We start from the raw sequence: 25,540 nt of genomic DNA, 5'->3' as shown, positions 1-25,540 counted from the left end.
TCAGGCGTTTGCAGGCGGGTCCATCGACGAAGAGCCTTCATGCCGCCATTGACGCCGCGATTGCCGCATCTTCGCTATCGCCATGCGCGCCACCTTGAGCCAGCCATACGGACGTGGATCGGCAACCATGCTAAGCGCACGCGCATAGTCGAGCGTGAGGCCAGGCGTCCAGGCCATCGTCACTGCACGCTTTCGGATCTGCGCGGCCACCCATAGTTCGGGCGTCACCAGCATACGAAACAGCGCGGCCCAGCCCGCCCGCGCGCCATAGAGCCGCCCAGCCGCCCCTTCGAGCGCCGCCTCCAGTGCGCGCGAGACGCTGCTCGAACAGTTGCGATGCGTGAGGTTGTACGTCGTGTCCTCGCGATACGTGCTCCAGAAGCGCGCTAGCCGCGTTGGATCGTAATTGCGAATGCGCACTCGCGTGGTCGAAGGACACCATGTCTTCGACTCGATCGGGTAGCTCGGCTGAAACACGCCTGGCACGTCGTTATCGCTCGTGGCACGCAAGAGGCGCGCAAAGTCATCGGGCGAGCGGTCTATCTCGACTGCCGGATAGAGGCTCACATATACGCCCTCAGGCGATTCGAGCGCGGCATGTCCCGTCGATATCACGCCATTGCGATCCACCGCCGCAATGTACCGGTCGACGATCAGATGCCGTTGCACCTCCCCCTTCGATGTACCCACGGGCGTCCACACATGCACGGTCAATGCGGGCTCGTTGTCCGCGGGCGGCCCGTCCCATTCGCTTGCCGGCAAGACGACTGGCGTACCGTCTTTCGTATCGCTCGCTGCGCTCGCGGCCTCGGCGCTTGCATCGCCCCAGACTGCCGGATTGCTGTTCAGCTTGCGTACGCGCGACGCGATCATCACGAGATTCCAACCTGCGAACATGAAGAGCACGCCCACGCAATACACCACGGTGCTCTTGTAATGCGTCGGGTACGGTTGAATGACGAAGACCGCCAGCAATATTTCGAAGATCGCAAAACCAAGCGCCACGCGCCAGCGTCGATATCGCACGACAACAGCGGATGCGGCTTGCAAGAGGCCATCCGAGAGAAAGGCCGCGCCAATGAACAACGAAAGAATGAAGTTGGCGTGATGACGCGGCCCCTGAAGCACCAGCACGGCCGCAAGGACGAACACGATACCCTTCGAATAGCGCAACCTGCGTTGCCCGCCGACGCCGGCCCATGCAACCGCAAGCGTCAGCGCGCCTTCGATCAACAACAACCAGCCAACGAGTGGAATCGGAAAGCCGAGCGAACCGTCGAGTGCATCGATGAATATGCCCAAGCCAACGACCAGCAGCAGCCATCCTGTCACCATCAGACTGCGCCAACGTCCGCGCAAATAGTCCACGCCCAGCAGGATCATCATTAACTTGACCATGGATTTGCCTTTCGTGTTGTTGCATGAGCGCAGAGAAGCCTCGCGCATTCATGTTAGTGCAGTGCGGGCCTTAAATGAAATCGCTCTGTCCGCTTCGTTAAGTACGACCATTCGATTCGGCATGCACGATGTGCCATACTGCCAACGCCCTTTCCACGTAGCGAGGCTGCCATGTTCGACCAATGTCAGTGGATCAACGAGCCCGCGCAATGGCGCATTGAAGACGGCACGCTGTTCGTCACCACGGACGCCAGCACGGACTTCTGGCGCAAGACGCACTACGGTTTCATCCGCGATAACGGCCATGTTTTCGCCGCGAGCGCGAACGGTGATTTCAGCGCCGAAGTCACCGTCGATGGCGATTTCTCCGCGCTCTACGACCAAGCGGGCCTGATGGTGCGCGAGAGCGCCGAGCGCTGGGTCAAGGCAGGCGCGGAGTACAACGACGGCGCGCTGACCTTCAGCACCGTGCTGACCAATGATTTCTCCGACTGGTCGCTTGGTTCGCCCGCCAGCGGCAACCGCTTCAGGCTGCGCATGACCGTCGCCGATGGCGTGCTCAAGATGCAGTGCAGCGCGGACGAGCGTCATTGGACCCTCATGCGTATCGCGCCCTTCGCGTCGACTACCGCGTCGCCTCACTGGCTCGTCGGACCCATGTGCTGCACGCCCGAGCGCGGCGGCCTCACCGTGCGCTTCTCCGACTTCAAGATCGGGCCGCCTATCGTGAAGGACCTGCACGATACCTCTCTGTAGCGCGGTAGCGTGCTCCGTACAAGTACTCACTTGCCCCGTTTGCGAACGCTTTCTAGAATTCTGAAACGTTTCAAAAAAAGACGGCAAAAGCACTCGTGGACTCACGTAAAAAGACTGCCAGCACCTTGAAGGATGTCGCCAGTGCGGCGGGCGTCTCGCTTGGCACGGCGTCGAAAGTGCTGGCAGGCGCCGAAGGCGTAAGCGAACTGCGACGGCAGCAAGTATGGGAAGCCGCGCGAGCGCTGGGTTATCGGCGCAACAGTCTTGCGGCGGAATTGCGCAGCAATCGTTCGACGTCCATCGGCTTCGTCGTGCCGGATCTCACGAACTCGTTCTTTATCGAACTGCTATGCGTGGTGGAGGATCATGCGCTGGCAAGCGGTTATCGGCTGCTGCTCGCGCATGCGCAGGAAGACCCCGAGCGCGAGGCCGAGCGCATACGTTTCGTGTTGTCGCGTCAGGTGGCGGGCATGATCATCATTCCGTGTCATGGCTATGCACATGCCATCGACGAATTGCGCGAATGCGACGTGCCGCTCGTGATGGCGGACCGCGTGGACAACAGCTTTCCGGCGAACACGGTGACGACGGACAGCCGCCGCGCCGCGAGCGATGGCACGGAACATCTCATCGCGCTCGGGCATCGGCGCATTACATTCATCGTCAATGCGCTCGATCTCGTGAATAGTCGCGAACGCGCGGACGGCTATCTCGACGCCATGAAACGCGCCGGTCTTACGCGACATGCGCGCGTGGTGGTATGCGGCATGACGGATACGGAAAGCCACGCGGCAACGCTCGGGCTTTTGTCTGCAAGCGAGCGCCCCACCGCGCTTTTTACCGGTGCGAACGTGGCCACGCTTGGCGCACTGCGTGCCATACGCGATGCCGAATTGCGCCTGCCTGGAGAGGTTTCCTTGCTCTCTTTCGACGACGCCCCGTGGATGTCGGTGCTTCATCCGCGTATCAGTTCGATACATCAGCCGGTAGAAGCCGTGGGGCGTGCGATCTGGCAGTTGCTCCACAAGCAGTTGCAAGGTGAAACCGGCGAGCATGTGCATCTGCGCATGAAGGCCGATCTGCTCGTGCGTGAAAGCACGGCGCCTCCGATGAAAGCCATCGATCAAGCTGCTCGAAAGCGAACGCGCAAATCCGCCACGCTATAACGTTCTATTCGCCATGCAGGGCCCGCAACCATAAGACGAAGGAGAGAGACAAAATGGACAGCAAACGACGCATCGTTACCGCAAGTCTTCTCGCTATACCGCTAGCCGGCGCAGTGGGAACGTTCTCCGCACTCTTCACGCAAACCGCATTCGCGCAGCAGAAGAAGTACCGTTTCGGCTTTTCTCAGGTCACGACCGTCGAGCCGTGGCGCGTGCAGTTCAACAAGGACATGCGAGCGGAAGCGGCAAAGCATCCGGAAGTCGAACTCATCATAGCCGACGCGGGAGACCGTACCGATAAGCAAAACGCCGACATGGAGAACTTCATCGCGCAGAAGATGGACGCGATCTTCATTTCGCCCAAGGAGTCCGCGGGGCTGACGGGCGTCGTCGAAAAAGCCTTCAAGGCGGGCATTCCCGTGTTCGTGCTGGACCGCGAAGTGAACGGCGATCAATACACGGAGTTCATCGGTGGCGACAACGTACAGATCGGTCAGGAAGCGGGCAACTTCATTGTCAAGGTGATGGGCGGGTCTGGCAAGGCGCAAGGCAATCTCGTCGAGATATGGGGCGGCTTCGGTGCGCAGCCCGCGCACGATCGTCACGATGGCGCGGACAAGGCCATCGCGCCGGAGAAAGGCATCAAGCGCGTGGGCGAACGCGTGGATTGCGACTGGAAGCAGGACAAGGCGTACGACTACATGAAGACCGTGTTGCGCGTGCAGCCGAAGATCGACGTGGTCTATGCGCATAACGACCCGATGGCCTACGGCGCATATCTCGCCGCGAAGGATGCGGGACGCGAGAAGAACATCAAGTTCGTGGGTATCGACGGCTTGCCGCAAGAAGGCGCGACGTGGGTCGAACAAGGCCTGCTCGCGGGCACCTTCATGTATCCGACGCCAGGCGCGGAAGGCATCCGTCAATCGCTCAAGGTGCTGAAAGGCGAGAAGGTGGAAAAGAAGCTGACGTTGCCGACGCAAGGCATCTTCAAGGACAACGCGAAGCAATATATCGCCACTCACTGAGTTCGATCGATGGCCACCGTAGCCACGCCGCTCATCGAAGCCGAAGGCCTGTCGATATCCTTCAACGGCAGCGCCGCGCTGTCGGGCGTCGACTTCGATGTCGCGGCGGGCGAGATACACGCGCTCGTCGGCGAAAATGGCGCGGGCAAGTCGAGCTTGATGAAGATCCTGGGCGGCCTCTATACGCCGGACGCGGGCAGCATCCGCGTGCGCGGCGAAGCAACACGTCTTGCCAGCGTGAACGATGCGGCGCTCGCGGGCGTCGCCATCATTCATCAGGAATTGAATCTGGTCGACACCTTGTCGGCGGTCGACAACATCTTTCTTGGCAAGGAACTGCGTACACGTTTCGGCTTTCCGGATCGGCGCGCGATGCATGCGGCGGCAACTAAGGTCCTCGCGCAACTCGGCTTTCGTGTGCCGCCGAGTGCGCTCGTGGGCACGCTGCGTGTAGGCGAGAAACAACTCGTCGAGATTGCGAAGGCTTTGCTTGCCGATGCTCGCGTGCTCATCATGGACGAGCCCACGTCCGCGCTATCCGATACCGAGACGCAGGCGCTGCTCACCCTCACACGCGATCTGCGCGAGCGCGGCATGGGTATCGTGCTGATCAGCCATCGGCTTGGCGAAGTATTCGCGGTGGCGGATCGAGTGACCGTATTGCGCGATGGCCGGCGCATCGCGACCTTGCAGATGCCACAGGTCGAATCGTCGGCGGCGCTGGTCTCGACGATGATCGGCAAGGACTTCGCGCCGCCCGAGCGCAGCGAAGCCGAAGCGCCGCGTGAGCGCGCGTGCGCCCTCGATGTGTGCAACCTGACGCTCTGGAATGCGGCTCGCGCGCTCGTGGCGGACGTGTCGTTCGCGGTGCAGGAAGGCGAGGTGTTCGGCATCTCGGGGCTGCTCGGCGCGGGCAAGACCGAGATACTGGAAGCGATCTTCGGTGTGTCGCCGTATCGTCGCGATGGAGAGATACGCGCAGCCGGTCATGCTCATGCATTCGATTCACCCGATCGCGCGGCCGCGGCGGGGCTGGCCTTCGTCACCGAAGACCGCAAGAAAGACGGCCTCGTGCTCGATCAGTCGCTCGAGGCGAACCTGCTGTTGCCCTCGCTTTCGCGCGCACCGGGCTTTCCGTTTTATCGACGCGGCAAGCTACATGCATGGGCCGATGCGCAGGCGCACGCTTCGAACGTCAAGCATCGCAGTCTCGCGCAGGATGCGAGCACCTTGTCGGGCGGCAATCAGCAGAAGCTCATCATCGGTAAATGGCTGATGACGAAGCCGCGTCTTCTTTTGCTCGATGAACCGACGCGTGGCGTCGATGTAGCAGCGAAAGCCGAGATCTATCGCCAGATTCTCGCCGCCGCGCGCGAAGGCGTCACGGTGATCGTGGCGAGTTCGGAGATCGACGAACTCATGCTGCTTAGCGACCGCATTCTCGTCATGTGCGAAGGACGCGCTCGCGGAATTTTGCCGCGCGAGCAATTTTCAGTCGATGCACTCGTCAGGATGGCGTCGCCCTGACGGCATTTTGAATGCCAAATGCTGGGATGCCGAATGCAAAACGCAACATGCAAAACGGAGAAGGACACCATGCTGCACGCCCGGGACCAAATCGCCGAGCCGGTGACCACCGCGCGCCAGCGGCGCCTGAGCGCATTGCTGACTTACCTCAAGTATTACCTCGGTTTGATTGTGTTGCTCGTGGTCGGTGCGTTCACGTCGCCTCACGCGGCCGATGGCAGCAATATCTTTTTGTCCAGCGCGAACATCTCCGACGTGTTTCGCCAGGTGGCGAACGTAGGCGTGATTTCCATCGGCATGACGCTCGTCATCATCACGGCGGGAATCGATCTCTCGGTGGGCGCGATCATGGGTCTCGGCAGCGTGCTCACGGCCATGCTGCTCACCACGGACGCCTGGAATCGCGCGGTGTCGGCATCCATAATTTTGAATGCAATCGCGGTCTTTGCGATCGCGCTCGCCGCGATGAACGTCGTCCGCGGCTTCAGGCGTGCTCGCGGCGCGCCCGCCACGCAGGCACCGCTCACGATGGACCTCGGCATAGCGCTCGTCGTGGCGGCTTTTGCATGCGCCTATATTGCGTTACATGGCGGGCATCGCATGCCGCTTATAGCCGTGCTCTGGATCGTGCCGCTCGCGGGCTTCACGCTCGGCGCGCTCAATGGCTGGATCATCACGCGTGGCCGCATGCAGCCGTTCATCGTCACGCTCGCCGCGATGGTCGGTGTGCTAGGCGCGGCGCGGCTTATCGCCGGGCAAGACACCGCCGTGTATTCGATTTACAGCGGCAGCAATGCCACCACCGATATCGAAGCGCTGCGCGCGCTGCTCTTCGACATCGTTCCCGTGCCCGGGCTGTTTTTTTTGGCGATCGCGCTGGTCGTCGGCTTCGTGATGAATCGCACGATCTTCGGCAAGTATTTGTATGCAATCGGCGGCAACGAGAAGTGCGCCGTCGTCTCCGGCCTGAACGTGGGACGCCACAAGATGGCGGCGTATGCCATCTCGGGCATGCTCTCGGCGCTCGTTGGCGTTTTGTATGCAGCGCAGTATCGACAGGGCAAGGCCGATGCCGGAATGGGCTGGGAACTGGATGCAATCGCCGCCGTTGTGATAGGCGGGACGAGTCTTTCGGGCGGCGTAGGACGCGTCTCGGGCACCGTGGCGGGCGTGCTGATTTTCGGCTTTTTGAGCAACATCCTTCTGCTCAATAGCATCGACAGCAACACACAGCTTGTGCTGAAGGGCTTGATTATCGTGATCGCGGTATTTTTACAACAGACCGACGTCGGGCGGCGGCGCGGCTGGCTTAAGCGCCTCGTGCGCCGGTCTTGAATACTGCGCTCAGATGTCGAACGCAATACCCCGCGCCCGCAATTGCCGCATGCCGCTCGCCAGATGCGCCCGCGCGCTCTGCGCATCGCCCGCGCGCATTTGCTCGTAGGCGGCCTGCGCTACCTCATGCGGCACGGGCTTGAGCGGGCGCTGCGTGTTCATCGCACGGAGCTGCACTTCGGCCGCGCGCTCGAGGTAGTAGAGATCGTCCCAGGCCTCGGCGATGCTCGCGCCCGCCACCATCACGCCATGATTCTTGAGGAAGAGGATGTCCGCGTTGCCCATTGCCGCGGCGATACGGTCGCCCTCCGTTGCATCGAGTGCGAGGCCGTTGTAGTGCTCATCCACGGCCGTGCGGCCGTAGAACTTCAGCGCCGTCTGCCCAAGCCACAGGAGCGGCGGCCCTTCGAGTAGGCAGAGCGCGGTCGCGCTCGGCATATGTGTGTGGAATGCGGCCTTCACGCGCGGCATCAGCCGATGCAGCCTCGCATGAATAAAGAATGCAGTTGCCTCGGGCTGGCCTTCACCTTCGATCACGTTTCCGTCGAAGTCGCAGATCAGCAGATGCGACGCCGTGATCTCGCTAAAGGCATAACCATAGGGATTAACCAGAAAAAGGTCGTCGTGCCCTGGCACTGTCGCGGAAAAATGATTGCATACGCCCTCCTCCAGCCCATGCAGCGCGGCTAAGCGGAAACACGCCGCGAGTTCGCAGCGAGCTTCGGCGATAGCGGGTGCATCGAGCCGATGCGCAGACGCTAAAGCGGCTGTACCGGTGACAAGCGTATGAGCCATTGCATGTGGTCTTCTGTCTGAACGTTTTCTGCCTATAAAAACGGCAGTTCCTTAAGCAACATCGGCAAATTGGTCCGTATGCGAAGGGCGATCAGGAAAAATCGCCCGTTATGACGCGCGTATGACCATACCTTAGCAAAAACGCGTATTGGAAAAAAACTCTTTGGCGTGGTAAAAATCTATGCCGCTCGAAATTAAGGGCGCATTTTCAACGTAACTTGTCTCAATAGGGTTTGGACAAATGGCAACAGGTACTGTTAAGTGGTTCAACGATGCAAAGGGTTTTGGTTTCATCACGCCGGATGACGGCGGCGAAGACCTGTTTGCACATTTCTCCGAAATCCAGTCAAAGGGTTTCAAGTCGCTCCAGGAGAACCAGAAGGTGAGCTTCGAAGTCAAGCAAGGCCCTAAGGGCAAGCAAGCTTCGACGATCCAGCCGCTGTAATAGCGGCTGATCTCGCCTTAGCGCAGGAACGGCCCTTCGGGGCCGTTTTTCATTGGAAACGCCACAAAATCTTAGGCGCGTCGCCGTCAGTTTTCTTAATAACTCAGTAGAATCAGCGCCAGCCGACGCGAGCCTTGGAAGTTCGCCTCATCTGCCCAAAAAACCATCCTCGTTACTTGCGTGAACTCGCGAAGCAATCGACAAATCGGACGCGTATCGACGCGGTACACAACAAATGCATTGCTCGCGCTGCTGTGGTTTTTGACCGCAAGCGCCTACGCCGAAGGCTATGTGCCAAACGCTCGCGCCGCGCGCTTCGTCAATGCAATCGTCATGAACGACTTCCATACCGCGCAGGCAGGCGGCGGATATGTGTTTTCTTACGACAAGCAGGACACGGAAGCCACACTCGAAGCAAAGCTCGACCGATGGCTGTCGGGCGCCGATCCCAATGCCATCGGCATGGAACCGGCCGAGAAACAGACGCTCTTCAGCTTCTATTGGGCCGCAAGCATGATGCCCGCGAACGGTGCCTGCTTCACCGACATGGCAAACCCCGCCTGCGGCACGGATTTGTCGAAGTGGATGGCGCGCGAACTCGGCGACGATCCGCGCTTCGTGCGTGCTTATGAAGCCGCGAAGAAACCGCTCGGCCTGCCGCCGCTTCAAACTGGCGGGCATTGAGCGGCTTTGACGGCGCTGATTGCAGAGCGTGCGCGCGCGCGTCACCCGCCCACGCGATTTTTGCCGCCACGCTGGCCAGCACCGAAAGCGCTCCCAGGGTTTCGAGCAAGGCATCGATCATGGCGGCTCTCCCATCGAGTAAACGGACGCATCAGGCCCGATGCGCCAACATCGGGCCGTACGTTCGTATAAAGAATGCGATCGTGATGCCAGCGCTCACCAGCATCGTACCGGCGCGAATCACAGCGGGCGGCGCGCGGCGTCCCACTTGCGCGCCGCCGTATCCACCTGCAATGGCAGCGACGAGCATCGCGATCGTTTCCGGCCAACGCACCGCTTGTGCCGCCGCGAAGGTCAGCACCGCGACCGAATTCGCCGCGCTCACGAGCAAAGTGCGTGGCGCATTGAGGCTTTTGAGGTCGCGCGAGTCGAAAAGGCCCCACACAGCCATCATCATGATCCCCACTGCGCCGCCAAAGTAGCCGCCATAGACGCCAAGCACGAATTGAATCGACAACACCGCACCCGCGCCGATACGAAACCGCTGCCGCAATACCTCACCGAATTTGCGGCCGAATGCCAGCGCAAGGCTCGCGCACAACAAGAGCCACGGCAGGACAAACGAAAAGGTTTTGGAAGAGGTACAGAGCAAGAGCGCCGCGCCCGCCAAGCCGCCGATAAGCGTCACGACGAGCATCTCGCGGATCGCGACCGAGCCGACTGGCGCGAGGCCATCACGATACGCCCACGCGCTCACCAGGCCGCCTGGAAACAGCGCGACCGTGGACGACGCATTCGCCTGAACCGGTGGCAAGCCCGCGGCGATCAGGGCGGGCAGACTGACGAACGAGCCGCCACCGGCAAGCGCGTTCATCGCTCCCGCCAGAAAGCCCGCGCCAATGACGATGAGAAGAGGTTCCATCGCCCGATGCTAGCGTCGCGTGAGCGCGCATACAATCTGGCTTTTCCAATGAGAGACTTCGGCTCAACCGAAGCGACCGGAGACAAACATGCGCTTCGACCTGACCGACATGCGGCTTTTTCTGACTGTGATCGAGCGTGGCAGCATTACGGCGGGCGCGCAGGCCATGCATCTCGCGCTGGCATCGGCGAGTGAGCGCATCGCGGGCATGGAGTCCGCGCTCGGCGCGTCACTCTTCGAACGCAATCGACGCGGCGTGCAGACCACTGCCGCAGGCGATGCCTTCGCGCGCCATGCACGGATGATCCTTGCTCAAGTCGAGCAGATGCGCGGCGAGTTGCGCACTTATGCAACAGGTCTCAAAGGACGCATCAGGTTGCTGTCGAATACCGCTGCGCTCGCGGCGTTTCTGCCGCCGCGGCTTGCGCGCTTCCTTGCGGCTTATCCCGATCTCTCCATCGATCTCGATGAACGGCCTAGCGCCGAAATCGTGCAAGCCATAGCGGAAGGACGTGCGGATTTAGGCATCGTCGCGGACTTCACGGACCTCGGCAATCTGCAGACGCATCTCGTGGCGGAAGATCAGCTTGTGGTGATGATGAACCGTGCGCATCGCATGGCGAATGAGCACGCAGTGGCCTTTGCGGAGATTGTCGGCGATGCATATGTCGGTCTTGCCGATGCCGCGCTCGAAATGCATCTCGCCGAACGCGCGTCGCGGCTCGGACGCCAGCTTGAATACCGCATTCATATGCGCAGTATCGACAACGTGGCGATGCTAGTGGAAGCGGGCATTGGCTTGGCGATTCTGTCGCAAGCATCCGCAGAGCTCGTTCGAAGGCCGGGTCTTGCCGTCGTGCCGCTTTCCGAACCGTGGGCAACGCGGCGCCTGCATCTGTGCGCACGCGCCTTCGATGCGCTCACGCCGCACGCGTCACTTCTCGCGCAGCAACTGATGTTGCATACGTAATGCATTAACCTAGGCGCAATCCTTGCGCATGCTAGCAGTAGGTTGTCTGATTCTTGCAGACAGCCGCTTGAAGGAGGTCATCATGAGAAATCATCGCAACGGTATGCCGTGGCGCATTGCAATGGCGTTTGTTGTCGGCACGGCAAGCCTTGCCCTCACCACAGCCGCGCAGGCCGACAATCGCGCGGCGCAGAAGCTCGGGCAGATCGGCGTTATCAATCAGTCGCTTCAGCCGAAGCAGCCGAAGTCGTCGCCGGGATATTCGAACGGGCAAGCGAATTCCGCGAATGCCGCAAACGCGGCAAATACCGCTAATACGCCCACTCCTGTCACGGGCGGACCACATGTTCTGCCGGGTACGGGTGGCACGCCGCCGTCCAGATAATTGCAAGGCACATTTCCCGGGCTCTCAATGCGGCTCCCCTTTATCATGAGCGATGCCATTAATCGGAAGCGGGAGCCTGGGGAGCCTTTTTGCAATGAATCTACGGGGACTGCAATGCTTTATCGTGCTAGCTGAAGAACTGAACTTCAGCCGCGCGGCCGAGCGTTTGCATATCGCGCAGCCTGCGTTAAGCCAGCAGATTCGCGCGCTAGAGGAACGCCTTGGCAGTCAGCTCGTCGATCGTGGAAGCCGTCCCTTGCGGCTTACCGAAGCGGGCAGTTATTTTTATACCGAAGCGCGCCAAATTCTCGACCATTGCGAACAAGCGACGCAAGGCGTGCGGGCGATCGATGCCGGCACGCATGGTTGGCTCTCCGTCGGCTTTACGCGTTCGGCGATGTACAGCGTCTTGCCGCCCGCGTTGAAGGCCTTCCATGCGGCTTATCCGAAAGTCGAACTCAAGCTCTTCGAGATGCTCACCGAGGAGCAAGCCGATGCACTGCGCGATGCACGCATTCATATCGGCATTGGCAGACAAGCACCCGAACGTCCTGGCTGCACGAGACGCATCCTGCTGCATGAGCGCGTGATGGCGGTTCTGCCCGTCGATCATGCGTTCGCCGAACGTGATAGCGTGCGCGTGGATGACCTCGCGACATCGCCGCTCATTGTCTATCCGAAGCATCCGGCTGCGCAGTTTCCGCGCTTCATCGCCACGCTCTATCGCGACGCCGGCATCACGCCCATTGTCGGACACGAAGCCTACGAGATACAGACCGCGATTGCACTCGTGGCCGCGGGCCTTGGCGTAACGTATGTCGGTGAATCGGTGGCGCGGCATGGGCGCGCCGACGTCGTCTGCAAGCATCTCACGGGACCGGGCGCGAGTCAGATCACATCGTTGACAGCGAGCTTTCGTGAAGATGACAGCTCGCTGCATCTGCAAGCGTTTCTCGCTTGCCTGCCGAACGAAGCTCACGCTGACAGCGCGCTATAAGCTAAAACGCATAGAAGCATGCGCAATCCGTGTTGGACGGAGGACGGCTCACGTCCCTATCATGTCCCTTGCGTTCTGCAAACAGGAGCGCGGATTGCAAAGACGCCTGCATCGAGCAAGCGCGGCATGGAGACGACATGATTCAGCCAACGAACGCAGCAATAGCCACGAGCGACTCCCCTATAGCGAAAGCGACCATGGCCAAGGTGTATCGCCGCCTGATGCCGTTGCTCTTCGCGATGATGTTCTTCAACTATCTTGACCGCATCAACATCGGCTTTGCAGCGCTCGATATGAATCGCGCGCTGAACTTCAGTCCAGCGGTTTTCGGCTTTGCGGGCAGCGTGTTCTTCGTCGGCTACATGCTGCTCGAAGTGCCAAGCAACTTGCTCCTGCATAAGGTCGGCGCGCGACGCTGGCTTGCACGTATTCTGATCACATGGGGCGCGGTCGCGGCGGCCACTGCGTTCGTCTTCAACGATACGACCTTCTACACCGTACGTTTTCTGCTCGGCGTGATGGAAGCAGGTTTTTTGCCGGGCGTCGCCGTGTATTTGACCAAGTGGTTCCCCGAACGTTATCGGGCGCGTGCAGTGGGCGGCTATATCATCGCAGGCTCGCTTTCAGCGGTGCTGGGTGGACCGATCTCGACGACGCTCATGACCTACGGCAACGACATTCTCGGTCTGCAAGGCTGGCAGTGGATGTTCATTTGCGAAGGCGTGCCCGCCATTCTTCTCGGCATCATCACGTTGCGCGTGATGCAGGAACGTCCCGCCGACGCCGACTGGCTCACCGCTGAAGAAAAGCACTGGCTCGAAGGCACGCTCGAAACGGAACGCGCGGCGCTTGGTGGCAGCGGTCATGTTTCGATGTGGCGTGTAGCCGCCGATATTCGCGTGTGGAGCCTTGCATGTCTCTTCGGCTGCGCGCTCGTTGGCATCTATGGACTCTTTCTTTGGCTGCCGCAAATCGTGAAGAGCCTCGGCCATCTGTCGAATATCGAAGTGGGCTTTCTTTCTGCTGCACCTCCGCTCTTCGGCGTGCTCGGCACCTTTCTCATCAGCCGCAGTTCTGACCGCACGGGCGACCGCAAGAAGCATCTAGCCTTCGTCTATGGCATGAGCGCCGTCGCTATTGCAGGGAGCGCTTACGCGCCCTCGCCGATCGTTGCTTATACGCTTCTGTGCGTGACTGGCCTCTTCATCTATGCGGGCAATCCGTTGTTCTGGAGTCTCGCTGCTTCGTTTCGCACGGGTGCGGCAGGCGCGGCGACCATTGCGCTCATCAATACCATCGCGCAGTTTGGCGGTCTCGTGGGACCGTGGAGCATCGGGCTCGTGCGCAACGCAACGGGCAGCTTCAAGTTCGCGCTCGTCACCATCGCCGCGTTTCTCGTGGTCGCGACGATCATCGCGCTCGTGATGCGTGTACGTCCGCCAGAAGACGAAGCCAGTACCACGCCTCGCCGCGCCCAACAAACGCTTTAAACATCGCGAGACTCATTCCATGATCATCGATTGTCACGGTCACTACACCACGTCACCGCCAGAACACGAAGCCTGGCGTACGAAGCAGATCGCCGCGCTGAAGGACGGCGTGCCCGTGCCGCCTCGTCCATCGATCAGCGACGACCAGATACGCGAAACCATCCAAAACGGGCAATTACGCGTGCAGGGCGGACGCGGTATAGACCTCACGATTTTCTCGCCGCGTGCGGCCGGCATGGGCCACCATCTCGGCGATGCAAGCGCCAACGAAGCATGGTCGAAGGAATGCAACGACCTCATTCATCGCGTGGTGTCGCTGTTCCCGCGGCAATTCATCGGCGTATGTCAGTTGCCTCAGGCACCGGGCGTCGATCCTGCAAATTGCATTGCCGAGTTGCGACGCTGTGTCGAAGAGATGGGCTTCGTCGGCTGCAATCTCAATCCCGATCCTTCGGGTGGCCACTGGTCCGGTTTGCCGATGACCGACCGCCACTGGTATCCGCTCTACGAAGCGCTCGTCGAACTCGACGTGCCTGCGATGATCCACGTGTCGTCATCGTGCAATCCCAACTTTCATGCGACGGGCGCGCACTACATCAACGGCGATACCTCGGTGTTCATGCAGTTGCTGGCGGGTAATCTCTTCAAGGACTTTCCGACGCTGAAGTTCATCATTCCGCACGGCGGCGGCGCGGTGCCGTATCACTGGGGACGTTATCGCGGGCTGGCGCAAGACATGAAGCAGCCGCGTCTCGATGAGCATTTGCTCAACAACGTGTTCTTCGATACCTGCGTTTATCACCAGCCTGGCGCCGAGCTGCTTGCCAAGGTCATTCCGGCGAAGAACATCCTTTTCGCTTCGGAGACGATCGGCGCGGTGCAGGGTATCGATCCAGAAACGGGTCATCACTACGACGATACGCGCCGCTATATCGACGGCATTCCATGGCTCGCGGATGAAGACCGGCAGCGTATCTTCGAGCACAACGCGCGCACTGTTTATGCGCGTCTCGATTCACAAATCGCACGTCAAAGCTCACGGCAAGGAGTCTCGCAATGAACGCCCCCGGATGGCGGCAGAATGAATCTGCCGCGCAGGCAAGTCCCGAAGTGCTCGCGGCATTGAAGTCGCTTGCGGTATCGCTTCTCTCCGACAGCATGGCTCGCAGTTCGGGCACGATAGGACTCACGCCTTATCATCGGCCAAACTCGCTGGCGGGCACGGCTGTCACGGTGCGCACGCGACCCGGCGACAATCTGATGATTCATCGCGCGTTCGACTTTTGCCGCCCCGGCGACGTTCTCGTGATCGACGGCGGCGGAGAACTCACGCAAGCGTTGATGGGCGACATCATGTCGAGCTATGCAGAGAGCATCGGCATTGTGGGCCTCGTCATCGACGGCGCGATCCGCGATGTCGCTTCATTGCGTTCGCGCGATTTTCCAGTGTATGCACGCGGCGTGACGCATCGTGGGCCTTATAAGAACGGACCCGGTGAGATCAACGTGCCGGTGACGGTGGGCGGCATGGTCGTGTGTCCGGGCGATATCATCGTCGGCGATGAAGACGGCGTGCTCGCCATCGCACAAGCCGATGCAGCCGATGTGATCGAGCGCGCGCGTCAGACCGAGCAAAAAGAAGCACAGGCTTTGCGATCCATCGCTGAAGGCACGTTCGACCGAAGCTGGATTGCCGCGCAACTCGAACGGTCGATGAAGGGCTGAAGTAACCGGTCGCGATCTTCTATACTCGGGCTCAAGGCCGCCTCATCGCGAAGGCGTCACGTCATGAGTCCATGAAAAAGATCAAACCTGCACTGGCACTGGAACTCGTCGCCAACCTGCTGCTGCCGTGGGTTGCATATCGCCTCGCCCTGCCGCATTGGGGCAACGTCGGCGCGCTCTATGCGTCCGCCGCGCCACCACTTGCATGGAGCCTATTCGAGTTCACGCGCTCACGGCGCGTCGATGCGGTCTCCGCGCTGGTGCTGTTCGGCATTGCTCTCTCTATCGTTTTGCTCGCGCTCGGCGGTAGTCCGCGCATCCTGCTCGTGCGCGAATCGCTTGCGTCGGGCGCGACGGGCGTCGTATTTCTCGTGTCGATGCTGTTCGAGCGTCCACTGATCTTCTATCTCGCGCGCGCGACCGTCGCTCGCCAACAGAAAGGCGGCGCCGAACATTTCGAGGGTTACTGGCGCGACAGCGCAACGCTGCGCGACTCATTGCGACTCATGACGCTCGTCTGGGGCGTTGGACTGTCCATCGAAACGGCGTTGCGGTTCTGGTTAGCGTGGAACTGGCCCGTCGAACGCTACCTCGTCGTCTCGCCTTTCATCAGCTACGCAATCTATGGCGGTCTGCTCGCATGGACGTTCTGGTTTCGGGGACGACTCGTCAATCGGCAGCGTGGAGGCGATCCGTCGCGGGATGGCTTGCTTGGCTGAACGTGCTCGCGCCTGGCATTTTGCATGCCGAATGCAGCATGCCGGTACCATGCATGCTGCATGCAAAACACGATTCTTCCTTTTTACCGATGCCCGGACAAACCGCCATCAAGATTTTTCCTATGGCTGCCGTAAACATGTCGGATAACCGCGCACGACCCCGTACACGCCAGGCCCGCCCCTCGACGGTCTCCTCCGAAATGGCACGATAAGATACGGCAGCGTTCAGAACAGAACCCCGGCCTGCGCCATTGGCACTCGCTTAAACGGAGATTCCGGCGTGTCCAGTCGCCAATCCCTCACTTTCAGGATGACGGCCTTCATCGTGGCCGTCTGTGTCCTGCTGATCGGCACCGACGTGTGGCGCAGCGTTGCCGCACGGCGCGTGCAGCTCGAAGAAATGACCACGGCCACGGCCAACCTCGCGCGCGCCATGGCGCAGCATGCAAACGACACCTTCAAGGAAGCCGATACCACGCTCATTGGCATGGTCGAACGTGTCGAGCAGGAAGGCACCGAACCGGCCGCGCTCGAACGGCTGCATCGCTCGCTCGTGACGCGGGTCGAACAGTTGCCTCAACTCAACGGTCTTTTCATCTACGACAAAAACGGCGCGTGGCTCGTCAACTCGCGCCCGGCGCTCAGCCAACGTTTCAACAATGCCGACCGCGAGTATTTTGAATACCATCGCACGCACACCGGGCGCGGGCCGCATATCGGCTTGCCGGTGAAGAGCCGCTCGTCCGGCAAGTGGATCGTGCCGATATCGCGGCGCATCGATGCGCCCGACGGCAGCTTCGCCGGCGTGGCGCTCGCCACCATCGACGTGGCCTTCTTCTCGCGCTTCTACGACAGTCTCGACCTCGGCCAGGGCGGCGCGGCGGCGCTGGTTTCGAATGACGGCGCGATGATCGTGCGCCGACCGTTCGAGGACCGTTTCGTCGGTAAGAGCATGGTCGACACGACGCTCTTTCGCATGCATCGCGCCGATAGCCGCTCAGGAAGCTTCATAACCAGTTCGTCGCAGGACGGCGTCACGCGTCTGAACAGTTACCGCGAGCTCGAGGATTACCCGCTTTTCGTGGCGGCGGCGCTCTCGCGTGACGAGATCATCGCGCCGTGGTGGCGCGACACGCTTTGGCACGCGGCGGTCACCGCATTGCTGGCACTTGCGCTCGCGCTGTTCGGCTTCAAGATCGTGCGGCAGATTACGAGCCGCATCAAGATCGAGCAGGAGCTCGCGCGCAGTCTTGCCACTACCCGAACCGTACTCGATACGGCGATCAACCCGATCATCACCGTCGACGAACGCGGCGCGATACGCTCGTTCAACACGGCGGGAGAGAAGGTCTTCGGCTATGCCGCGAGTGAACTGATCGGACAGAACATCCGCTTGCTCGTGCCGCCGGCCTGGATCGAAACGTATAACGAATACATAACGCAATTCACTACGGGCACCGGCGTGCCCACGGCGAATGGCGAACTCGCCGGGCTTCGCAAGGACGGCACGTCGTTCCCCGCTCATGTCTCCACGGGCGCGATGCAACTAGATGGCGCTTTGCATTTTGTATGCGTCATTACGGACATCTCGCGGCAAAAGAAGGAGCGCAGTGAACTCGCCGATGCGCGCGACCAACTGTTGCTCGCGGCCGATATCGCCGAGCTCGGTATCTGGTCATGGGACATCGTTACCGGGCGGCTGCACTGGACGCCGCGCATGTTCGAGATTTACGGCTATCCGCCCGAACTAGTCGACCATGGATTGAATATCGAGCACTGGCAGCAGCGCATCCACCCTGACGATCGCGACGCGACGCTGCAAAGTCTGCAGGCGGCCATCGACGGAGCGCCTGTCGTCATGCCGCCCTTTCGCATCGTTCTGGCGAATGGCGCGATCCGGCGCATTCAGAGCGGACTGCGCATTCAACGCGATGCGAGCGGCCGCGCCGTCTCGATGACCGGCGTGAATTACGACGTCACCGATCAATACGAACTCGAATACCACCTGCGTCACGCGAAGGAACAGGCCGATGCAGCGAGCGCGGCCAAATCCACCTTCCTCGCCAACATGAGCCACGAGATCCGTACGCCGATGAATGCGGTCCTCGGCATGCTGCATCTGGTGCAACTGACTTCGCTCAATCGTCGTCAGCAAGACTACGTCAGCAAAGCCGAAACCGCGGCCAAGTCGCTCCTCAACCTGCTCAACGACATTCTCGATTATTCGAAGATCGAAGCAGGCAAGCTGCAACTCGACAGTCATCCGTTCGAGCCTGAAAAGCTGATGGAAGAACTCGGCGTCGTACTCTCCGGTAATCAAGGCACGAAGGACGTGGAAGTACTGTTCGACCTCGACCCGGAATTGCCCGACACGCTCTTGGGCGACGGCTTTCGCCTGCAGCAGGTGCTCATCAACCTTGCGGGCAACGCGCTCAAGTTCACGACGGCCGGGCAGATCGTCGTGAGCGTGCACGGCATCGAAGCGGTCAAAGACGCGTCGGTGCGCGTGCGCGTGGCGGTTAGCGATAGCGGCATCGGCATCAGCGCGCTTCAGCTCGAACGCATTTTCGAAGGCTTCACGCAAGCGGAAGCATCGACTACACGCCGTTTCGGCGGCTCCGGGCTCGGACTCGTGATCTGCAAACGGCTCGTCGCGATGATGGGCGGCGAACTGCAGGTAGAGAGCGAAGTGGGCGTGGGCAGCCGCTTCTGGTTCGATATTGAATTCGGCATTCAATCGGATGTACACAAAATACAAACGGATGACATCGACTTCGATCATCCGGTGCGCCTCCTGATCGCCGACGACAACCCCATCGCGGGCGAAATCCTGTTGCGCACGGTGCGCTCGCTGGGATGGCACGCCGATGTGGTCGAGAGCGGCATCGAAGCCGTGGAACGCATCGGCGATGCGGCACGCGACAACCAGCCTTACGACATCGCCCTGATGGATTGGCGCATGCCAGGGCTCGACGGTTTGAATGCCGCACGCCTGATCCACACGATGAAAGGCCGCGCCGCGCCGCCGCTCGTGTTGCTCGTCACCGCTTTCGGACGCGAAGTGCTGAGGGAAACGCAAGAAGGCGGCGCGCCGCCCTTCGCCGGCTTTTTGACCAAGCCGGTCACGCCCAAGCAGCTCGTCGCCGCGATTCGCGTGGCAAGATCGAATGCAAACGACAAAGAGGCACCGCCTGTCCCGGCAAGCGCACCGCGCAAGCGGCGTCTCGCCGGACTCGAACTGCTCGTAGTCGAAGACAATGCGCTCAACCGGCAAGTCGCGGAAGGTTTGTTGCGCGCGGAAGGCGCCACCGTGACGCTTGCGGAAAGCGGACGTGAAGGCGTGCATGCCGTGCTCCAGGGCAACGCGCGCTTCGACGCCGTTCTGATGGACGTGCAGATGCCCGACCTCGATGGACTCGAAGCCACCCGACTGATACGTGCGGATGGCCGCTTCGGCGCGTTGCCGATCATCGCGATGACGGCGAATGCATCGAATGCGGATCGCGACACCTGTCTCGCTGCGGGCATGAACGATCACGTCGGCAAGCCGATCGATGTCGAGCGGCTGGTGGCAGTGCTCAGTGCACGAGCCGTCGTGGAAGACGCGGCATCGAGTCATGCGGAAGACGATGACATCGTCGAGCCATCCGCGTCGCTGCTCGCGCGATTCGGCGGCAATCATGATCTGATTCGTAACGCGATTGATGGCTTTGGACCGCAGACCGCCAAGCATCTGACGCGGCTTGTTGCACGGCTTGCCGCGCGCGATGTTCAGGGCGTGGCATCGGTACTGCATACGCTTAAGGGTAGCGCGGGCACTGTTGGCGCATCGGCATTGGCAAAGCTCGCTGCGCGGCTCGAAGACGATCTCAAAGCCTCGGACGATACGGCGCGCGCGCTCGCCTCCATCGACGCACAACTCGCGCGCATGCAGCAGTTGCTTGCAACGAGCGTCGAGCGCCTCACGCAGGCATTCCCGCAAAGGCATGCAAGTACGCAAGAGAAGCCGCAAATACAGCCTCTTGCCGACGAAGACTGGCGCGCGCGCCTCAACGACATTGTTGCGTTGCTCGATTCATCGAATCTTCAAGCGATTGCAATGTCCGAGAGTTTGTGGCCGCAAGCGCCGGATGACCAGCGCGTTGCCTTTGAACAATTGCTTGCGCGTATACGCGCTCTCGACTTTGAGCGCGCATCAAGACTTGCGCGCGACATGCTGGAGCAAAACTGATATGGAAGAGCTTGAGCAATGGCTCATGCATGTGCACCGTCGTCCCAAGCTTGTAATCGCGGACGATCAGCCTGTCAATATTCGCGTGCTGTATGAACTCTTTCGCGACACGTGCGACATCTTCATGGCGACGAGCGGCGCGCAAGCTATTCAAGTCGCGCAAAACGAACTGCCCGATTTGATTCTGCTCGATGTCGTGATGGACGATCTCGACGGACACGAAGTATGCCGCCGCCTCAAGTCCGATCCGTTGACGCGCGATACACCCATCATCTTCATCACCTCGCAGGATCACGAAGACGACGAAGTCAAAGCGCTCGAACTCGGCGCCGTTGATTTCATCACTAAGCCGATCAATCCTGTCATCACGCGAGCACGAGTGCGCACGCATCTGACGCTCAAGCTGCAAGGCGACCGCTTGCGCGCAAGCGCCCTGCTGGACGGTCTTACCGGTGTCGCTAATCGACGCAAGTTCGATGAAGACTTGCTTGCGGACTGGCGGCATTGCGCACGTGAGAATTCGCCGCTTTCGTTGATCCTGTTGGATGTGGATTACTTCAAGCGCTTCAACGATCACTATGGCCATCAGGCCGGCGATGCTTGTTTAAAGACGATTGCCAAGACTTTGGGGAAGAGTCTGCGCAGGCCCTATGACAAGCTTGCGCGCTATGGCGGCGAAGAGTTCGCGTGCCTCTTGCCGAATACGAATGTCGATGGTGCCAAACTGGTCGCGCAGAAGATGCTGGACGCCGTGCGTGCGTTGGCCATTGCGAATCGCCTTTCGGACGTCGATGAGCATGTGACCTTGTCGGCGGGTGTGGCCGCGGTTTTGCCATCGCGCGAACTGCTGACCTCCGCTGTGCTCATCAAGGCCGCAGACGACGCTCTTTACGAAGCAAAGCGCGCCGGACGTGCGCGCTTCGCTCTTGCACCTTTAGAATAAATCGCAGCAATCACGCATCACGGCCTTCGCGCGAAGCCGCTGGAAACGAATGCACGCTCGCGCCGCCCGGCGATTCACGAAGCGCATTGATTTCCTCTTCGACTTTGCGCGCCGCCGTCAATGCGTTGAGCACGCGAGCCTGCAATACTGCGGGCTTTGCCGGCTTGGCGATGACATCCGCCGCACCGCTATCCAGCGTGCGCTGCTCGATTGCGACATCGCATGCTTCGACGAGTACGACTATCGGCACATGCGGATGCGAGGCTTCCAATTGGCTCAAAGTTTCGTCGATACCATTTTCGCAGCAACGTGAATCGAGCACGATCGCGGCGGGCGCATGGCGGCTTGCAAGAACCAGCGCGGATTCGCAATCGGCCACGATATCCAGCGCGCCGATCGCTTCGAGCGCGTCGCGATGCGCGTCGGCTGTATCGTCCGCGAGAATGCCCACGACATAGATGCTCGCTGCCTTGCGTTGAACCTGCGGCGTTGTGTCTGCGCTCACAGCTTGCGTCCGTGCTTCCGTGACTCGGCGGCGCAAGCGCAGTTGAGCACGCACACGTGCCTGCAGTCGTGCAGCAACCAGCGGCTTGATAACGTAGTCGGCCGCGCCCATGCGAAAAGCATCGACCTCTAACGCGGGCGCGTCATGACTCGTCACGAAGATGACGGGCACGTGTGCAAGCTTAGGGTCGCGCTTAAGAACCTCGCAAACGTCGAAGCCCGTCATGTTTGGCAGATTCGCGTCGAGCAAAATCAGGTCGGGGATCGATTGGCGAGCGAGCGTCAAGGCCGCTTCGCCTGTCATGGCAAAGCGCTGATCAGGAAATTCCGCAAGCATTTCGCCCACGATGCGAATCATGGCCGGATCGTCCTCGACGAATAGCAAACGCGGCTGGCGAGAGGATGCAAGGGTGCTGAGCTGATCCATTTTCTGACTGGTATTCATCGGGCGGGCACACTCCACGACGTTACGCCTTGCCTTCAAAAATTCTGGTGTCTGGCAGACGAGTTCATTTGAGAATACAAATTATCCGATATTTCCGCTAAGGCTCAAACCAGCGCTAAAAATTCGTTCACCCGATGCGGTCCCTGAAACCAGCAAGTAAAATGTACGGCGCGTTTTCAACGTTTGCCCTTGCTCCGACAGGGCCGATCGGCAGTGCGCAAGCGTACAGACACAGATCGCAAACCGCATCCGCAAATTTTTCTCTTTCGTTTTTAATCGATTTGTACAGATCAATGCAAACATTCAAAAACGCGTTATCGTTTGCGGGGCGTTTAAGCTCTTAGGAATAAAGCGCATACTATCGGCATATACAAATAAGATGAGAAAAGCCATGCACGGGGAAAACAGGACGCTTTATTATGCCGGGCGCACCGTATCGGAAGAACTTTCCGAGCGCTTGCATGCTCGCGGCTGGACGATCGAGCAAATCGATCCCGCCAAGCCACCTAAAGCCGCCCGTCATGGCAAGCGCGCTGCCGCCGGCATTGTCGACCTGACTAAACGCGGGCTCGCAAAAGATACGGCCGTTGTCGCCGAATTGCTTGCACTCTGCCAGATTGGCTGGGTTGCAACGGTCGACGCCGAGCATGTCGAGAATCCCGAGATCTGTCGGCTTATCCGCGACTTCTGCTTCGATTACGTGACCGTGCCTTCATCGGCGGATCGCATAGTCGATGCAGTCGGTCATGCGTATGGCATGGTCGCCTTGCACGATACGGCGAGCAGCGCGACCGGCAACGAATCGCGTAAGGACGATGGCAAGGAAGGCAGCATGGTCGGTTCATGTGACGCCATGCAGGCGCTTTATCGATCAATCCGTAAAGTCGCCATGACGGACGCACCGGTGTTCATTTCCGGCGAATCAGGCACCGGCAAGGAATTAACGGCGGTTGCAATTCATGAACGCTCGGTACGTCGCGATCAACCATTCGTCGCAATCAACTGCGGCGCCATACCACCGTATCTGCTTCAATCCGAATTGTTCGGCTACGAGCGCGGCGCATTTACGGGCGCAAATCAACGCAAGATCGGTCGTGTGGAAGCCGCGGATGGCGGTACGCTCTTTCTCGATGAAATCGGCGATCTGCCGCTCGAGAGTCAAGCGAGTCTCTTGCGCTTTCTTCAAGAACGCAAAATTGAACGTCTTGGCGGCCAGACCTCGACGGACGTGGATGTGCGCATCATTTCGGCCACGCACGTCGATATGCAAACCGCGATGATCGAAGGCCGTTTTCGCGCGGACTTATACCACCGTTTGTGCGTCTTGCAGATCGACGAGCCCCCTTTGCGCGTACGCGGCAAGGATATCGAACTGCTCGCCAATCATATGCTCGATCGCTATAGAAAAGATGCGAGCCGACGCTTGCGTGGCTTCTCGCCGTGCGCCATCGCGGCGCTTCACAATTACGGCTGGCCGGGCAATGTGCGTGAATTGATTAATCGCGTGCGTCGCGCCATTGTCATGGCGGAAGGACGTCAGATTCTCGCTAGCGATCTCGAACTCGGCGAATACGCCGAAGCTGCGCCGACGACGCTTGCGCAAGCACGCGAAGCCGCAGAGCGGCAAGCCATTGAAGTCGCACTCTTGCGTCATCGCGGCCGCTTGGGTGAAGCGGCCGATGAGTTGGGCATTTCGCGAGTCACGCTTTATCGTATGTTGACGGCTTATGGTCTGCGCGCTAAAGCAGATCGCACGCTTGAGGCATCGAGCGCTTAAGACGCACGAGGCGAAGACTAATTAAAGTGTCGGTCGAGCGCTGCCAGTAAGTGCTGCGAGAGTCGCGTCGCGCGGCCCTGAATCGCTCGATCCGATAATCTCGATAACGCATACGACGCCGCCAGCACCGCCGTCAGCGTGGCGCCGTATAGCGCCAAGGCTGTCTCGTTGCTTGTCTCCTTGAACCTTCCCTCAAAGAAATGGAAGGTCACGTAGACACAAATGAAATGCCAAAGATAAATGCCGTAGCTCTCACGGCCTAACGCGGCGGCACAGCGGCGGATCATCGACGGGCTTTGTGTCTTGCGCATGATAGGCGGCGTACTTGCTTTGTGCGCGCGGCGCGTGCAAACGAACAGCAGGAAAGCTACGGCGCTACATGCCGCGAATAACGGTGCGAGGGCATGAGCTTTAGCGAGCCATACGCCGAGCATCGCGGTCACGATGGCAAAGCCAAGCGCCAGCGAAGCGTAGAGGTACGACTTAAGTCGCGTCACTCTTTCGTTGCCCGTCAAGTGCGACCGAAAGGCATACCACGCCCACATGCCAACGATGAAGCACGGTCCCTGCACGGGCGGCCAGAAGTAACTGTACGAGTTGTTCGTCACATCGCAATCGAGCACGCCGTGGCATTCGCTCATCGATGTAATGGCAAAGGAAAGCGCCAGCAGTATTACGGTGGCGAGGAGCAGACGCTTGCGATTCATCGCCAGGAAAAACAATAGCGGTGCAATCAAGTAGAAGAGCATTTCGACGCCAATAGACCATCCTCCCGGGACCACGTTATTGATGGCCGTTGGCGAGAGCGCATGCAGGAAAAGCATGTTGAGGAGGATATCGACCGGGCCATGCACGCCGAGCACCCAAGCGTGTTCGTAACCGGAGCGCGTCGCCCCGTAACTGATAAGGCCGTAGATGACGATGGCCGCATAGTAAAGCGGAGCGATGCGAAAAAAGCGCTTGATGTAGAAGCGTAGCGCGACGTGGCGCGCGTCGACACATCGCGCATGGTCCATCTCGAGGGTCATGAAGATCGTGATTGCGCTGATGACGAAGAACAACTGCACGCCGTACTGCCCCATGTGCGTCAGCAGCGTCACCGCTCCCGGCAGATTGGGGAACTGAAACGATAGATGTACTGCGACAACCCCGACAATCGCGAGCGCACGACCAGCGTCGAGTGCGGCAACGCGTCCTTGCTGCATCGATATCCTCCTTGCATGCATAGCGGCCTTCACAGCCGCGAGGTGCGTGGACATCGACGAATTCAACGAGTTCCCTGATTTCTCCAGCGCGCG

At 60.1% G+C, this 25,540-nt stretch carries 22 protein-coding genes; 17 read left to right on the top strand and 5 right to left on the bottom strand.

The features are described 5' to 3' along the window. The gene (locus tag NCR98_RS21945) at positions 1–1,398 is read right to left on the bottom strand and encodes an HdeD family acid-resistance protein (RefSeq protein WP_250527268.1); all 1,398 of its coding nucleotides are present in this window, start codon (positions 1,396–1,398) and stop codon (positions 1–3) included. A 171-nt stretch (positions 1,399–1,569) separates the two neighbouring features. Here NCR98_RS21945 and NCR98_RS21940 point away from each other — a divergent pair, with 171 nt between their 5' ends. From NCR98_RS21940 to NCR98_RS21920, 5 genes are all read left to right on the top strand, one after another. After that, complete coding sequence (locus NCR98_RS21940) at positions 1,570–2,154, top strand: DUF1349 domain-containing protein (protein ID WP_244831331.1); 585 nt, start codon at positions 1,570–1,572, stop codon at positions 2,152–2,154. Between the two features lie 95 nt (positions 2,155–2,249). Beyond that, complete coding sequence (locus NCR98_RS21935) at positions 2,250–3,320, top strand: LacI family DNA-binding transcriptional regulator (protein ID WP_244831330.1); 1,071 nt, start codon at positions 2,250–2,252, stop codon at positions 3,318–3,320. 53 nt (positions 3,321–3,373) lie between these two features. Beyond that, positions 3,374–4,348, top strand: coding sequence for a substrate-binding domain-containing protein (locus NCR98_RS21930; RefSeq protein WP_250467991.1), 975 nt, complete (start codon positions 3,374–3,376; stop codon positions 4,346–4,348). A 9-nt stretch (positions 4,349–4,357) separates the two neighbouring features. Then, positions 4,358–5,875 carry a sugar ABC transporter ATP-binding protein gene (locus NCR98_RS21925; protein ID WP_250527267.1) on the top strand — a complete coding sequence of 506 codons (1,518 nt, stop codon included), beginning with the start codon at positions 4,358–4,360 and terminating at the stop codon, positions 5,873–5,875. Between the two features lie 69 nt (positions 5,876–5,944). Further along, a complete protein-coding gene (locus NCR98_RS21920) occupies positions 5,945–7,210 on the top strand; it encodes an ABC transporter permease (protein WP_250527266.1) in 1,266 nt (421 codons plus the stop codon). Positions 7,211–7,219: 9 nt separating this feature from the next. On the opposite strand, the gene NCR98_RS21915 is transcribed toward NCR98_RS21920, so the two are convergent. After that, the gene (locus NCR98_RS21915; protein WP_250494031.1) at positions 7,220–8,005 is read right to left on the bottom strand and encodes an aldolase; all 786 of its coding nucleotides are present in this window, start codon (positions 8,003–8,005) and stop codon (positions 7,220–7,222) included. Positions 8,006–8,246: 241 nt separating this feature from the next. Here NCR98_RS21915 and NCR98_RS21910 point away from each other — a divergent pair, with 241 nt between their 5' ends. Together NCR98_RS21910 and NCR98_RS21905 are read left to right on the top strand one after the other, a co-directional pair. Beyond that, entirely contained in the window at positions 8,247–8,450 is a 204-nt protein-coding gene (locus NCR98_RS21910) for a cold-shock protein (protein WP_008347993.1), read from the top strand. 240 nt (positions 8,451–8,690) lie between these two features. After that, complete coding sequence (locus NCR98_RS21905; protein WP_250467987.1) at positions 8,691–9,134, top strand: hypothetical protein; 444 nt, start codon at positions 8,691–8,693, stop codon at positions 9,132–9,134. Positions 9,135–9,285: 151 nt separating this feature from the next. Here NCR98_RS21905 and NCR98_RS21900 read toward each other — a convergent pair whose 3' ends face one another. Next, entirely contained in the window at positions 9,286–10,056 is a 771-nt protein-coding gene (locus NCR98_RS21900) for a sulfite exporter TauE/SafE family protein (RefSeq protein ID WP_250467986.1), read from the bottom strand. An 88-nt stretch (positions 10,057–10,144) separates the two neighbouring features. Here NCR98_RS21900 and NCR98_RS21895 point away from each other — a divergent pair, with 88 nt between their 5' ends. The 9 genes from NCR98_RS21895 to NCR98_RS21855 all read left to right on the top strand — a co-directional run bounded on the left by NCR98_RS21895 (position 10,145) and on the right by NCR98_RS21855 (position 21,516). Next, positions 10,145–11,026 carry a LysR substrate-binding domain-containing protein gene (locus NCR98_RS21895; RefSeq protein WP_250527265.1) on the top strand — a complete coding sequence of 294 codons (882 nt, stop codon included), beginning with the start codon at positions 10,145–10,147 and terminating at the stop codon, positions 11,024–11,026. 82 nt (positions 11,027–11,108) lie between these two features. After that, complete coding sequence (locus NCR98_RS21890; RefSeq protein ID WP_244831322.1) at positions 11,109–11,411, top strand: hypothetical protein; 303 nt, start codon at positions 11,109–11,111, stop codon at positions 11,409–11,411. A 94-nt stretch (positions 11,412–11,505) separates the two neighbouring features. Beyond that, positions 11,506–12,408: a LysR family transcriptional regulator gene (locus tag NCR98_RS21885; protein ID WP_250527264.1), complete on the top strand. Its 903-nt coding sequence runs from the start codon at positions 11,506–11,508 to the stop codon at positions 12,406–12,408. Positions 12,409–12,545: 137 nt separating this feature from the next. Then, positions 12,546–13,898, top strand: coding sequence for an MFS transporter (locus NCR98_RS21880; RefSeq protein WP_250527263.1), 1,353 nt, complete (start codon positions 12,546–12,548; stop codon positions 13,896–13,898). A gap of 19 nt (positions 13,899–13,917) precedes the next feature. Further along, positions 13,918–14,958 carry an amidohydrolase family protein gene (locus NCR98_RS21875; RefSeq protein ID WP_250527262.1) on the top strand — a complete coding sequence of 347 codons (1,041 nt, stop codon included), beginning with the start codon at positions 13,918–13,920 and terminating at the stop codon, positions 14,956–14,958. Next, entirely contained in the window at positions 14,955–15,623 is a 669-nt protein-coding gene (locus tag NCR98_RS21870; RefSeq protein WP_250527261.1) for an RraA family protein, read from the top strand. The genes NCR98_RS21875 and NCR98_RS21870 overlap by 4 nt, the downstream gene beginning before the upstream one ends. A 71-nt stretch (positions 15,624–15,694) precedes the next feature. Beyond that, complete coding sequence (locus tag NCR98_RS21865; RefSeq protein WP_250527260.1) at positions 15,695–16,342, top strand: VC0807 family protein; 648 nt, start codon at positions 15,695–15,697, stop codon at positions 16,340–16,342. A gap of 310 nt (positions 16,343–16,652) precedes the next feature. Beyond that, positions 16,653–20,573: a response regulator gene (locus NCR98_RS21860; RefSeq protein ID WP_284503913.1), complete on the top strand. Its 3,921-nt coding sequence runs from the start codon at positions 16,653–16,655 to the stop codon at positions 20,571–20,573. A gap of 1 nt (position 20,574) precedes the next feature. Then, on the top strand, positions 20,575–21,516 hold the full coding sequence (locus tag NCR98_RS21855; protein ID WP_250527258.1) for a diguanylate cyclase domain-containing protein: 942 nt from the start codon (positions 20,575–20,577) through the stop codon (positions 21,514–21,516). A gap of 10 nt (positions 21,517–21,526) precedes the next feature. Here the strand turns inward: NCR98_RS21855 and NCR98_RS21850 are convergent, their stop codons facing one another. After that, positions 21,527–22,447, bottom strand: a complete 921-nt coding sequence (locus NCR98_RS21850; RefSeq protein WP_250527257.1) for a response regulator — start codon at positions 22,445–22,447, stop codon at positions 21,527–21,529. 409 nt (positions 22,448–22,856) lie between these two features. Here NCR98_RS21850 and NCR98_RS21845 point away from each other — a divergent pair, with 409 nt between their 5' ends. Beyond that, on the top strand, positions 22,857–24,242 hold the full coding sequence (locus NCR98_RS21845) for a sigma-54 dependent transcriptional regulator (RefSeq protein WP_250527256.1): 1,386 nt from the start codon (positions 22,857–22,859) through the stop codon (positions 24,240–24,242). A 17-nt stretch (positions 24,243–24,259) separates the two neighbouring features. Here NCR98_RS21845 and NCR98_RS21840 read toward each other — a convergent pair whose 3' ends face one another. Continuing rightward, positions 24,260–25,447 carry an acyltransferase family protein gene (locus tag NCR98_RS21840; protein WP_250467975.1) on the bottom strand — a complete coding sequence of 396 codons (1,188 nt, stop codon included), beginning with the start codon at positions 25,445–25,447 and terminating at the stop codon, positions 24,260–24,262. Positions 25,448–25,540: the final 93 nt, after the last annotated feature.

Source organism: Caballeronia sp. GAWG2-1, assembly GCF_023631405.1.
In the GTDB taxonomy this organism is placed as follows: Bacteria; Pseudomonadota; Gammaproteobacteria; order Burkholderiales; family Burkholderiaceae; genus Caballeronia.
Note: the sequence above shows the minus strand (reverse complement) of the source record. Positions and strands in the feature narration are given on the sequence as shown.

Bases quoted from the DNA above. Each gene is read 5' to 3' on its own strand.
- NCR98_RS21945 (WP_250527268.1), bottom strand. From the start codon at position 1,398: ATGGTCAAGTTAATGATGATCCTGCTGGGCGTGGACTATTTGCGCGGA.
- NCR98_RS21940 (WP_244831331.1), top strand. From the start codon at position 1,570: ATGTTCGACCAATGTCAGTGGATCAACGAGCCCGCGCAATGGCGCATT.
- NCR98_RS21930 (WP_250467991.1), top strand. From the start codon at position 3,374: ATGGACAGCAAACGACGCATCGTTACCGCAAGTCTTCTCGCTATACCG.
- NCR98_RS21925 (WP_250527267.1), top strand. From the start codon at position 4,358: ATGGCCACCGTAGCCACGCCGCTCATCGAAGCCGAAGGCCTGTCGATA.
- NCR98_RS21920 (WP_250527266.1), top strand. From the start codon at position 5,945: ATGCTGCACGCCCGGGACCAAATCGCCGAGCCGGTGACCACCGCGCGC.
- NCR98_RS21915 (WP_250494031.1), bottom strand. From the start codon at position 8,005: ATGGCTCATACGCTTGTCACCGGTACAGCCGCTTTAGCGTCTGCGCAT.
- NCR98_RS21910 (WP_008347993.1), top strand. From the start codon at position 8,247: ATGGCAACAGGTACTGTTAAGTGGTTCAACGATGCAAAGGGTTTTGGT.
- NCR98_RS21900 (WP_250467986.1), bottom strand. From the start codon at position 10,056: ATGGAACCTCTTCTCATCGTCATTGGCGCGGGCTTTCTGGCGGGAGCG.
- NCR98_RS21895 (WP_250527265.1), top strand. From the start codon at position 10,145: ATGCGCTTCGACCTGACCGACATGCGGCTTTTTCTGACTGTGATCGAG.
- NCR98_RS21890 (WP_244831322.1), top strand. From the start codon at position 11,109: ATGAGAAATCATCGCAACGGTATGCCGTGGCGCATTGCAATGGCGTTT.
- NCR98_RS21885 (WP_250527264.1), top strand. From the start codon at position 11,506: ATGAATCTACGGGGACTGCAATGCTTTATCGTGCTAGCTGAAGAACTG.
- NCR98_RS21880 (WP_250527263.1), top strand. From the start codon at position 12,546: ATGATTCAGCCAACGAACGCAGCAATAGCCACGAGCGACTCCCCTATA.
- NCR98_RS21875 (WP_250527262.1), top strand. From the start codon at position 13,918: ATGATCATCGATTGTCACGGTCACTACACCACGTCACCGCCAGAACAC.
- NCR98_RS21870 (WP_250527261.1), top strand. From the start codon at position 14,955: ATGAACGCCCCCGGATGGCGGCAGAATGAATCTGCCGCGCAGGCAAGT.
- NCR98_RS21865 (WP_250527260.1), top strand. From the start codon at position 15,695: ATGAAAAAGATCAAACCTGCACTGGCACTGGAACTCGTCGCCAACCTG.
- NCR98_RS21860 (WP_284503913.1), top strand. From the start codon at position 16,653: ATGACGGCCTTCATCGTGGCCGTCTGTGTCCTGCTGATCGGCACCGAC.
- NCR98_RS21855 (WP_250527258.1), top strand. From the start codon at position 20,575: ATGGAAGAGCTTGAGCAATGGCTCATGCATGTGCACCGTCGTCCCAAG.
- NCR98_RS21850 (WP_250527257.1), bottom strand. From the start codon at position 22,447: ATGGATCAGCTCAGCACCCTTGCATCCTCTCGCCAGCCGCGTTTGCTA.
- NCR98_RS21845 (WP_250527256.1), top strand. From the start codon at position 22,857: ATGCACGGGGAAAACAGGACGCTTTATTATGCCGGGCGCACCGTATCG.
- NCR98_RS21840 (WP_250467975.1), bottom strand. From the start codon at position 25,447: ATGCAGCAAGGACGCGTTGCCGCACTCGACGCTGGTCGTGCGCTCGCG.